The organism is Streptomyces sp. NPDC051310 (assembly GCF_044455245.1).
Taxonomy (GTDB): Bacteria; Actinomycetota; Actinomycetes; order Streptomycetales; family Streptomycetaceae; genus Streptomyces.
In genome coordinates this window covers 1-12,136 of record NZ_JBITEO010000045.1, presented here as the reverse complement: position 1 = coordinate 12,136, position 12,136 = coordinate 1, and the positions used below count along the sequence as shown (strand labels likewise).

Genomic DNA, 12,136 nt, shown 5'->3' with positions numbered 1-12,136 from the left:
CCCAGCCCGCTGCCACCCTCGATGAACGACCCCAGACGCCCCAACCCCGCATCCAGCGCCTCCGCCGAAGCACCCGACACCACCACCGGAACAGGGGCTTTGACCGGCACGGTTCGGTCGGGCTGCGTCGGCTCCTGTTCCACTTCCAGTGACGGCGCCTGCTCCAGCACCACATGCGCGTTCGTGCCACTGACCCCGAACGCCGACACCGCCGCCCTGCGCGCACGCTCCACCACCGGCCACCCACGCGCCTGCGTCAACACCTCCACCGCACCCGCGGACCAGTCCACATGCGACGACGGCACCTCCACATGCAACGTCCTCGGCAACACACCATGCCGCAACGCCATCACCATCTTGATCACACCCGCGACACCAGCAGCCGCCTGCGCATGACCGATGTTCGACTTCAACGACCCCAACCACAACGGCCGGTCAACCGGCCTGCCCCGCCCATACGTCGCCAGCAACGCCTGCGCCTCGATCGGATCACCCAACCGGGTCCCCGTCCCATGCGCCTCCACCACATCCACATCACCCGCGGTGAGCCGCGCGTCAGCCAGAGCCTGCGCGATCACCCGCTCCTGCGACGGGCCGTTCGGCGCCGTCAGACCGTTGCTCGCACCGTCCTGGTTCACCGCCGAGCCCCGCACCACCGCCAGCACCCGATGCCCACGACGCCGCGCATCCGACAACCGCTCCACCGCGAGCATCCCCACACCTTCCGCGGGGCCGAAGCCGTCGGCCTCGTCGGAGAACGCCTTGCACCGGCCGTCGGGGGCGACGCCTCGCTGGCGGGAGAACTGCACGAACACCGTGGGCGTCGCCATCACGGTGACGCCGCCGGCCAGGGCGAGGTCGCACTCGCCCCGGCGCAGCGCCTGCACCGCCAGGTGCAGCGCCACCAGCGACGACGAACACGCCGTGTCCACCGACACCGCAGGACCCTCGAGCCCCAGCACATACGAGATACGGCCCGAGCTGAAGCTCACGACCCCGCCGGTCAGCAGGTCCCCTTCCAGTTCGGCGGAGGAGGCGTCGACGTCGCGCGTGTAACCGCCGTCCCAGGCGCCGACGTACACGCCGGTGCGGCTGCCGCGCAGGGTGTGCGGGTCGATACCCGCCCGCTCCAGCGCCTCCCACGACGTCTCCAGCAACAACCGCTGCTGCGGATCCATCGCCACCGCCTCACGCGGCGATATCCCGAAGAACCCCGCGTCGAACTCTCCCGCGCCGTGCAGGAATCCGCCCTCGCGGCAGTACGTCCGCCCCACGGCGCCCGGATCCGGGTCGTACAGCCCAGCGACGTCCCAGCCGCGGTCGGACGGGAACGGCGAGACCGCGTCCGTTCCGGTCGCCACCAGGTCCCACAGGTCCTCGGCAGAGCCCGCCCCGCCCGGGAAGCGGCACGCCATGCCGACGATCGCGATCGGCTCGTGCGCCTGTTCCTCCGCCTTCTTCAACCGTGTGGTGGCACGGTGGAGTTCGATGGTGGTCCGCTTCAGGTAGGCGCGGAGCTCCTGCTCGTCAGCCATGCTTTCGTCACCCCGTGGTGGTTCGGTCGGTCGCTGCGGGTGGTGGTGATGGTGGGGGGCGGATCAGAACCGCTCGTCGATGAAGGCGAAGAGCTCTTCGTCGTCGGCGGCGTCGAGCGTTCCGGTCACCTCGTCGTCGTCCGCCGGTCCGGCGGGTTCGCCGTCGCTCGCGCCGCTGAGCCGGTCCCACAGTCCGGTCAGGGCGGCGAGCCGGTTCGTGATCTCGTGCCGGGCCGTGCCGTCGGGAAGGGCGGTGTCCAGGCCGCCCTGTTCGGTGAGGCGGATGAACAGCTTCTCCAAGCGGTCCAGTTCGGTGGCGAGTGACACGTCGCCGTCCTCCGTCGGGGTGTCCGGGGCGAGTCGGTCGTGGAGGTGCCGGGCGAGTGCTGCGGGGGTGGGGTGGTCGAACACCAGGGTGGCGGTGAGCCGGAGCCCCGTGGCGGCGGTGAGGCGGTTGCGCAGCTCCACCGCGGTCAGGGAGTCGAAGCCCAGCTCGCGGAAGTTCCTTTCGGCGGAGAGCTCGCCGTCCTCCGCGTAACCGAGTACGGCTGCCGCGTGGGTGCGTACGGCTTCCAGCACCGCGTCCATCCGCTCGGCGGGCGGGAGTTGGGCGATCCTGTCCCCGAGGGACAGGTTCGTGCCCGCCGCGGCCGCGTGGGGCTGGGCCGAGGCAGTGGCTGCGAGGGGGCTGCGCCGGTTCCGTATGAGGCCGCTGAGGAAGGGCGGAACCGTGTCCTGGGTCCGCAGGGCGGCATGGTGGAGACGGATCGGGACCTGGAGGGCCTCGTCCCAGCGCTGGGCCTCGTCGAAGAGGGCCACGCCCTCGGCGTCGGTCAGGGGCAGGATGCCGCCGCGGGCGAGCCGGCGGTGCATGTCGCCCTGATCGAGGTGTTCCGCCATCCTGCTGTTGCGCGCCCACAGTCCCCAGGCGAGGGAGAGGGCGGGCAGCCCCGTCCCGCGCCGGTACTGGGCGAAGGCGTCCACGAAGGCGTTGGCCGCCGCGTAACTGCCCTGCCCGGGGCTGCCGAACAGCGCGGAGGAGGACGAGTAGAGGACGAAGGCCGACAGGTCGAGGTCCTGGGTCAGCTCGTGGAGGTTGAGGACCGCGTCGACCTTGGGCCGCAGCACGGCGTCCATCCTCTCCGGGGTGAGCGACGGAAGCGTGCCGTCGTCCAGGACGCCGGCGGTGTGCACGACCCCGCGCAGCGGGTGTGCCGTCGGGACGGCGTCGATCAGGGCCTTGAGCTGGTCGCGGTCGGCCGTGTCACAGGCCCGTACGGTCACGTCGGCGCCGAGTTCGGCGAGCTCCCGCACGAGGTCCGCCGCGCCCTCGGCCTCCTCGCCCTGGCGTCCGGCGATGAGGAGGTGGCGTACGCCGTGCTCGCCGGCCAGATGGCGGGCGATCGCGCTGCCGAGCGTTCCCGTGCCGCCGGTGATGAGCACGGTGCCGTGCGGGTCGAAGACGGGCGGCATGGTGAGCACGAGCTTGCCGGTGTGCTTGCCCTGGCTGAGCGTGCGGAAGGCGCGGCGGGCGTGGCGTACGTCGTGGACGGTCACCGGCAGCGGGTGCAGCACTCCGGCCTCGAAGAGCTCCAGCAGCTCCGCCAGCATCGCACCGACCGTCTCCGGGCCCGCCTCGACGAGGTCGAACGGCCGGTAGGTGGTCCCGGGGTGACGGTCGGCGATCGTACGGGGGTCTCGTACGTCGGCCTTGCCCAGCTCCAGGAAGTGGCCGCCTCGGGGCAGCAGGCGCAGTGAGGCGTCGACGAAGTCGCCGGCGAGGGAGTTGAGGACGATGTCCACCCCTCGGCCGCCCGTCTTCTCCAGGATACGGTCGGCGAAGTCCAGCGTGCGGGAGTTGGCGATCCGCCCGTCGGACAGGCCCAGCGCGCGCAGCGTGTCCCACTTCGGGGTGCTCGCGGTCGCGTACACCGTCAGGCCGAGGTGCCGCGCGAGCTGGAGTGCCGCCATGCCGACACCGCCCGTCGCCGCGTGGATCAGCAGCGTCTGGCCGGGGCGGGCCTGGGCGAGCCGGACGAGGGCGTAGTGGGCGGTGAGGAACACGGCCGGGACGGAGGCGGCCTGCGCGTACGACCAGCCGTCGGGGATCCGGGCCACCATGCGGTGGTCGGCGACGGCGTACGGGCCGAAGCCACCGGTCCACATTCCCAGCACCCGGTCGCCCGGGGCGAAGCCGGTGACGCCGGGGCCGGTCTCAATCACCACGCCGGCGCCCTCGGCGCCCATGACGCCACGGCCCGGGTACATGCCGAGCGCGATGAGCGTGTCGCGGAAGTTCAGCCCGGCGGCCCGTACGGAGACGCGTATCTGGCCGGGCCGCAGCGGTGCCAGGGTGTCCGGCGCCGGTTGCAGGCGCAGCCCCTCCAGAGTGCCGTCGCCGCGGGTGCCGAGCCGCCAGGCGGCGGAGCGGGCCCTTCCAGCCGATTCGCCCCATCCGGCCGATCCGGCCGTACCGAGGTCCGTTTCGGCGTCGGGCAGTTGCAGGGTGTCGGAGGTCTCCGGGCCCATGGGCGTGAGACGGGGTGTGTGCACGTGCTCGCTGCGGACCGCGAGCTGCGGCTCACCGCAGGCGAGCGCGGCCGCCAGCGCGCCACCGCTGACGGCGTCGTCGTCCGGGTCGAGGTCGAGCAGCACCATCCGGCCGGGCTCCTCGGACTGGGCGGAACGCACCAGCCCCCAGGCGGAGGCGGCGGCCGCGTCCCGTACGGTCTCGCCCGGGCCGGCGGCGACGGCGCCGCGGGTGATGACGACCAGCTTGGCGGACGACCGGTCGGCGGCCCTCAGCCAGTGCTGCGCCACCCCGAGGGTCCTCTCCAGGACAGCGCGCACCGTGTCGGGGTCCGGGACGCCCGGGAAGTGCGGCAGCTGCACGGCGACACCGTCGGGGAGGGCACTGTCGGGTACGGCCTCGTCGAATACGGCCCCGTCGGCGGAGCAGGTGTCGAGCAGCGACTCCAGGTCGGGGTAGCTCGCACAGTCGGTGCCCGCACGGGTGAGCGCGGCGGCCAGCCCGCTGTGGTCCTCACCGACGATCGCCCAGCGCTGGGCGGGCACGGATGCGGGCGCGGGCTTCCGCTCCCACAGGACCCGGTACAGCGAGCCGCTGCCCGTGCCGGGGCGCCTGCCGGTGCCAGCGGCGCCGGACCGCTCGGCGAGCTGTTCGGCGGGGACCGGGCGGACGACGAGTTCGTCGATCGCCAGGACGGGCCCTCCCTCCCCGTCGGTGCAGAGCAGGCGCACGGCTTCCGCGCCGACGGGCGAGACGGTGACGCGCAGACGGTCGGCGCCGGTGGCGTACAGGCGTACCCCTCGCAGAGCGAACGGCATGCGGGCCTGGCCGTCGGCGGGGAAGAACTCGCCCAGGCTCATGGCCTGAAGGGCCGCGTCCAGCAGGGCCGGGTGGATGTCGTGGTCACGCGCCTCGCCGGCCGCCGGTCCGGGCAGGGCGACGTCCGCGTACACGGTGTCGCCGTCGCGCCAGCCGGTACGGAACCCCTGGAAGGTGACGCCGTAGTCGTAGCCGCGTTCCGCGAAGGCGGCGTAGAAGGCGGCGGGGTCCGGGATCCCGGCCGGCCGCGCCCCGGCCGGTGGCCACGCGGCGCCGGGCGCCGGCCACCCGCCGGACCCGCCGGACCCGCTGGTCGTCGGCGCACCGGCCGTCGGTACGCCGGCAGCCGGGACGTCGGCAGCCGGACTGCCGGTGAGGGTGTCAGGGATGCCTGGGGTGTTGGTGGTGCTGGCGGGGGTGACGGTGGCCTGCGCGTGCAGGGTCCAGGGCGACTGCGGTGGGGCGCCCGCCTCGCGGGAGTGCACGGTGACCGTGCGCCGGCCTTCCTCGTCCGCGGGGCCGACCTGGACGCGCAGTTCCACAGTGCCCGTGCCGGCGGGGCCGGCGGCGTCGTCGCCGGGGAGGACGAGAGGTGTACGCAGGGCGAGTTCGTCGATCTGTCCGCAGCCGGACTGGGCGCCGGCCCAGAGGACCAGGTCGACGAAGCCGGTGGCGGGCAGCAGGACCGTGCCGAGCAGGGCGTGTTCGGCGAGCCAGGGCCGGGTGTCGGCGCCGAGCCGCGCGGTGTAGACGTGGCCTGCCGCATCGGGGAGTTCGACCCCCGCGCCGAGCAGCGCGTGGCCGGCGTCGGCCAGTCCGACGGACGCCGTGTCACCGCGCCGGGCAGGCGGGTGGTACCAGTAACGCTGCCGCTGGAAGGGGTAGGTGGGCAGGTCGGCCCGCCGCGCCTCCGCGCCGTACAGCGCCGCGGCGTCGATGTCGACCCCCTGGGCGCAGGCGGAGGCGAGTGCGAGGGCGAAGCCCTTCGTACCGCCCTTCTCACGGCGCAGGGTGTGCAGGACCGCGGCAGGCGTACCGGCGTCGGCGACGGTCTGCTCCAGTGAGACGGCCAGCATGGGGTGCGGACTCGTCTCCAGGAACGCGTGGTGGCCATCGGCGAGCAGCGCACGGGTGGCCTGCTCGAACTCGACCGGCTCGCGCATGTTGCGGTACCAGTAGGCGGCGTCCAGCTCGGCGGTGTCGAGCAGCCCGCCGGTGACGGTGGAGTAGAACGGGACGTCACCGGAGCGGGGGGCGACCGGGGCCAGCTCTCGCAAGAGCCGCTCCTGCAGGGCCTCCACCTGGGCCGAGTGTCCGGCCGTGTCCACGCCGGGGATCGCGCGCGCGTGGACGCCGTCCGCCTCCAGCTCGGCCAGGAGCTCGCGCAGCGACTCGGGGTCGCCCGCCACGGCTGCCGTGCCCGGGCTGTTGACGGCCGCCACCGACAGGCGGTCGCCGAAGCGCTCCAGCCGGACGCGTACCTGCTCGGCCGGCAGCGACACGGCGACCATGCCGCCCTTGCCCGCGAGGGTCAGCCACGCCTGGCTGCGGAGGGCCACGATCCGTGCGGCGTCCTCCAGGGTGAGGCCCCCGGCGACGCACGCGGCGGCGATCTCGCCCTGCGAGTGCCCGATGACCGCCGACGGCTGCACTCCCGCGGCGCGCCAGCAGGCGGCCAGCGACACCATCATGGTGAAGAGCACGGGCTGGACGACGTCGACCCGGCTGAGCGACGCCGCCCCCGGCACCTGCCTCAGCACGTCCAGGACCGACCAGTCGAGGAACGGGCGCAGCGCGGCGTCGCACGCCTCGGCGGACTCGCGGAAGGCCACCGAACGGTCGAGCAGCCCTTCGGCCATGGCCGCCCACTGGGAGCCCTGGCCGGGGAAGACGAACACTGCGCCGCCGTCCGCCGGAACGGCCTGGTGACGGGCCACGGACGGGTGCTCCCGTCCCTCGGCGAGGGCGTGCAGGGCGTGCAGCAGTTCCTCGCGGTCCGCGCCGCCGACCACGGCCCGGTGCTCGAAGCGGGTGCGGGCGGTGAGCAGGGTGAGTCCGGCGTCCGCCGGCCGCAGGCCGGGGTCGTCGAGGAAGGCGCCGCGCAGGCGGTCCGCGTACGCCTGGAGCGCCGCTTCCGTACGGGCGGAGAGCACGAGGGGGGCGATGCCGTCGTCTGCGCCGATGGCGCCCGGCTCAGGGCCGTCCGGTACGGGGCCGTCGTGCCCGATGCCGCCTGGTGCGGGGCCGTCCGGTTCGAGGCCGACCGGTTCGAGGCCGACCGGTTCGAGGCCGACCGGTGCGGGGCGGTGCTGGAGAGTGTCGGGGCGGTGGGCCGGGCGCGGGGCCTCCTCGATGAGGACGTGCGCATTGGTGCCGCTGATGCCGAAGGCCGACACCCCGCCTCGGCGCGGGGTCTCCCCCTCGGGCCACGCCACCGGCTCGGTGAGGAGCGCGACCGTACCGGACGACCAGTCCACGCGCGGGCTCGGCTCGTCGACGTGCAGGGTCCGCGGCAGGACGCCGTTGCGCAGGGCGAGCACGGTCTTCATCACCCCGGCCACGCCGGCCGCGGCCTGCGCGTGGCCGATGTTGGACTTCACCGAGCCGAGCAGGAGCGGCTTGCCGGGCTCTCGGGACGCGCCGTACGTCGCTTGCAGGGCCTGGGCCTCGATGGGATCGCCGAGCGGGGTGCCGGTGCCGTGCGCCTCCACGACGTCGACGTCCTCGGCACGCAGCCCGGCGTCTGCGAGCGCCTCGCGGATGACCCGCTGCTGCGAGGGACCGTTGGGCGCGGTCAGGCCGTTGCTGGCGCCGTCCTGGTTGACGGCGGATCCGCGGACGACGGCCAGTACGGGGTGCCCGAGCCGCTCGGCGTCGGACAGCCGCTCCAGGAGCAGGACGCCTGCGCCCTCGCCGAGCACCACGCCGTCGGCCGCGCCGGCGAAGGCACGCGACCGGCAGCCAGGCGACAGGACCCGCTGCCGCGAGAACTCCACCAGCATCTCTGGGGTGGACATCACCGTCGCACCGCCCGCCAGCGCCATCGAGCACTCGTCGCGGCGCAGCGCCTGCACGGCCAGGTGCAGCGCCACCAGTGAGGCCGAGCACGCCGTGTCGACGGTCAGGGCCGGGCCTTCGAGGCCGAAGACGTACGAGAGCCGGCCGGACATCACGCTGGCCGAGTTACCGGTGCCGAGGTAGCCGTCGAAGCTCTCCTCACCGTTCTGGAGGAGGCCGAGGTAGTGCTGGCCGTTGGTGCCGACGAACACTCCGGTGCGGCTGCCCCGCAGTGCGGACGGGTCGATCCCGGCCCGTTCGAACGCCTCCCAGGACGTCTCCAGCATCAGCCGCTGCTGCGGGTCCATCGCCAGCGCCTCACGCGGCGAGATGCCGAAGAAGGCGGGGTCGAAGTCCGGCGCCTCGTGCAGGAACCCTCCTTCGCGGACGTACGTACGGCCGCTTGCGTCCGGGTCGGCGTCGTACAGGTCGTCCAGGCTCCAGCCCCGGTTGCCCGGGAAGGGGCTGATCGCGTCACCCCCGTCGCTCAGCAGCCGCCACAGCTCCTCGGGCGTGGAGACGCCACCGGGGAAGCGGCACGCCATCGCCACGATGGCGATGGGCTCGGAGTCGTGGTCGGCGGCCGGGTCGGTGGGCGCCGCGGACCGCACGAGGGCGTCGCCGGTGCCGAGCGCGTTCGCCGCTCCCTGCTCCAGCGCCTGGTCCCGCAGGTGCCGTGCGAGAGCGGCCGGATCGGGGTGGTCGAAGACCAGGGAGGCGGAGAGCGTGAGACCGGTGGCGGTCCTCAGCCGGTTGCGCAGTTCGACAGCGGTCACGGAGTTGAAGCCCAGGGCCTTGAACGGCTGCCTGGCGTCGACGGCGTCGAGCGAGGACTGACCCAGAACCGTCGCCGCATGGCTGCGCACCATCCGCAGCAAGAGCCTCAGTTGCTCCTCGTCGGACTTGCCCGCCAGCAGGCGGACCACCTCAGGGGCCTCTCGGCGGCCGTCGGAGTCGGCGCCGTCCGCCGGGGAGGCGCCCGCCCCCGCCGCCGCGCCCGCGTGGGCGCCGCTGTCCGCGGTGGCGGCCCGGGGGCGGCGCGTGGCCGGAAGCCCCTCGAAGAGTGCCGAGGGCCGTACGGCTTCGCGAGCCGCGACGAACCGCTCCCAGTCGGCTTCGGCGACGGCCACGGCACCGGCGCCCCGGCCCACGGCCCGGAAGAGCGCGTCGACGGCGCGCCGCGGGTCGAGCGGGGTGAGGCCGGCCCGGCTCATCCCGGCAGCGATCTCCTCCCGGGCCGCCACCGCTTCGTCGTCCCCGGACGCGGATGCCTCGTGCCCGCGCCACGGTGTCCAGGCGACCGATGTGAAGGGCAGGCCGCGCACGCGCCGCCGCTCGGCGAAGGCGTCCAGGTGCGCCGCGCCTGCCGCGTAGCCACCTTGTCCCGTCCCGCCCCAGACCCCGGCGACGGACGAGAAGACGATGAACGCGTCGAGCTTGGTGTCCTCAAGGAGGGCTTCCAGTCGGGTCACCAGGTCCGTCTTGGTGTGCACCGCGCGGGCGAGCGCCGCCGGTGTGGTGTCGGACAGGGCGCTCAGCGGAACGGCGGCCGGGGCCACCAGCACCGCGGTGGGCGCGTGCTCGGCGATCAGCGACCGCAGGGCGGCGTCGTCCTCGACCTCGCACGGCACCAGGCTGACGCGCCCGTCGGCAAATGTCTCCTCGGCAGTTGTCCCGTCGGCGCGGCTCCCGTCGGCGGGTGTCCCGTCACCGGGGGCTTCCGGGAGGGAGGCAGCGGGGCCGGCGAGGACGACGTGCTCGGCACCGCCGGCGAGGAGGCGCCGGGTGAGCGGTTCCGCCACCGCCGCCACCTCCCCGACCACCAGGACCGTGCCACGGGGTCGCCAACCGGGTGCGGTGGTGGCAGCGGCGGACCGAACGAGCCTGCGGCCGTACACCCCGGAACCGCGGATCGCCACCTGGTCCTCACCGTCGGGGGAGGCGGCGAGGACAGCGGCCGCCCGCCGGAAGGAGCTCGGATCTGCGATGCCGATGCCGGTGCGGGTGTCGGTGCGGGTGTGGGTGTGGGTGTGGGTGTCAGCGTCGGTGTCGGTGTCGGCGTAGAAGTCGATCAACCCGCCCCAGAGCTGCGGGAGTTCCAGGGCCGCCACCCGGCCGAGGCCCCACACTTGCGCCTGCTCGACGGAGGGTTCCTCCCTGGGCAAAGCGCTCACGGCATTGCGCGTGACCGTCCAGAGCCGGGCCCCCACCTGTGCGTCGGCTGCCGCCTGGATCAGTGTGAACGACGCGGCGAGGGCGAGCGGAAGTCGGGAGTGGTCAGGGTGCGTGCCCTCGGCCAGCGCGAGGAAGGACACGATCCCCTGGAGCGGAGCACTGTCCGGCACCTCCGCCGCCTCAGCGAGCAGCGTGCCCATGCGGGAGCGGTCACCGGCGGGATCGATGCCGAGCGTCGCGACCTCGGCTCCGCGGTCGGCCAAGGCCCGGGCCATGCCCTCCGCTGCCTGGGCCACAGAGGCCGGGTTCTGCGGCCTCTCGGGCAGGAGCAGCAACCAACGCCCTGAAAGCCGTGCCCCGGTCTCGTCCTCACGCAGGGCCTTCCACTCCACGTGGTAGGTGATGTCGTCGGTGCCGCCTCGGCGGTCGGCGGTTTCGAGCCAGTAATGCCGGCGTTGGAAGGGGTAGGTGGGCAGGTCGACCTGTCGGGTGGTGAGATTGTGCGTGGTGTAGGCAGCCTTCCAGTCGACCGCCACGCCGTGGACGAACGCCTCCGCCATCGAGGTCCACAGCCGGTGCAGACCCCCCTCACCCTTGCGCAACGTCCCGGCGATGACGACGTCCCGGTCCGCCGTCGACTGGTCGGCGAGCTCCTGGATACCGATGGTCAGCACCGGATGGGCACTGGCCTCGATGAACACACCGAACCCCTCAGCCAGCAACAAGTCGACTGTGTCGGCGAAGTTCACGGGCGAGCGCAGGTTGCGATACCAGTACGCGGCATCCGTCCGCGCCCGTGGGCCCGGCTCGACGGTGGAGTAGAACGGGATCTTCGGCTCCCGCGCCTCAACCGGCGCCAGCAGGGTGGCCAGTTCCGCCTCGATCGCTGCCACCTGGGCGGAGTGGGAGGCGTAATCCACCGGAATACGACGAGCCCGGACACCATCCTGTTCGCAGGCGGTGACGAATTCGCCCACCGCGTCGGCGTCTCCCGACACCACCGTGATCGCAGGCCCGTTCACCGCAGCAATACCGAGACGGTCCGACCAGCCGGTCAGGCGTTCCTCGACAACGTCGGCCGGCAGCGCCACCGACGCCATCCCACCCCGACCGGCCAACACCCGGCCGATCACCTGCGAACGCAACGCCACCACCCGCGCCCCGTCCTCAAGACTCAGCGCACCGGACACCACAGCAGCGGCGATCTCACCCTGCGAATGCCCCACCACCGCATCCGGCCTCACCCCGGCAGCAGCCCACACCTCAGCCAGCGACACCATCACCGCCCACGTCACCGGCTGCACCACATCCACCCGCTCAAGCCCCTCACCCGAGCGGACCACCTCCAGCAGATCCCACTCCACGAACGGAGACAGCGCGGCAGCACACTCCCCCATACGAGCCGCAAACACCGGCGAGCACTCCAGCAGCTCCGCACCCATACCGGCCCACTGCGTCCCCTGACCCGGAAACACCAACACCGACCGACCCACAGAGGCAGCTGCCCCGGTGATGACCGGGGTCTTCAAGCCGGCCAGCAGCTCCCCACGCCCGGACGCGACGACGACAGCGCGGTGGTCGAACACCGAACGGTGCGCGGCAGACCACCCCACCTCCCCCACGCCCAGCCCGCTGCCACCCTCGATGAACGACGCCAGACGCCCCAAGCCCGCCGCCAGCGCCTTCGCCGAAGCACCCGACACCACCACCGGAACAGGAGCCAGCACCGGCTCCGAGGACACCTCCGGCTCGTCCGGCGCCTGCTCCAGCACCACATGCGCGTTCGTGCCGCTGACACCGAACGCCGACACCGCCGCCCTGCGCGCACGCTCCACCACCGGCCACGACCGCGCCTGCGTCAACACCTCCACCGCACCCGCGGACCAGTCCACATGCGACGACGGCACCTCCACATGCAACGTCCGCGGCAACACACCATGCCGCAACGCCATCACCATCTTGATCACACCCGCGACACCAGCAGCCGCCTGCGCATGACCGATGTTCGACTTCAACGACC

2 protein-coding genes are annotated in these 12,136 nt (G+C 73.3%); both read right to left on the bottom strand.

The features are described from left to right. A partial coding sequence (locus ACIA79_RS33380) for a type I polyketide synthase (RefSeq protein ID WP_399432181.1) occupies positions 1 to 1,535 on the bottom strand: 1,535 nt, incomplete at its 3' end. 63 nt (positions 1,536 to 1,598) lie between these two features. Beyond that, a partial coding sequence (locus ACIA79_RS33375; RefSeq protein WP_399432180.1) for an SDR family NAD(P)-dependent oxidoreductase occupies positions 1,599 to 12,136 on the bottom strand: 10,538 nt, incomplete at its 5' end.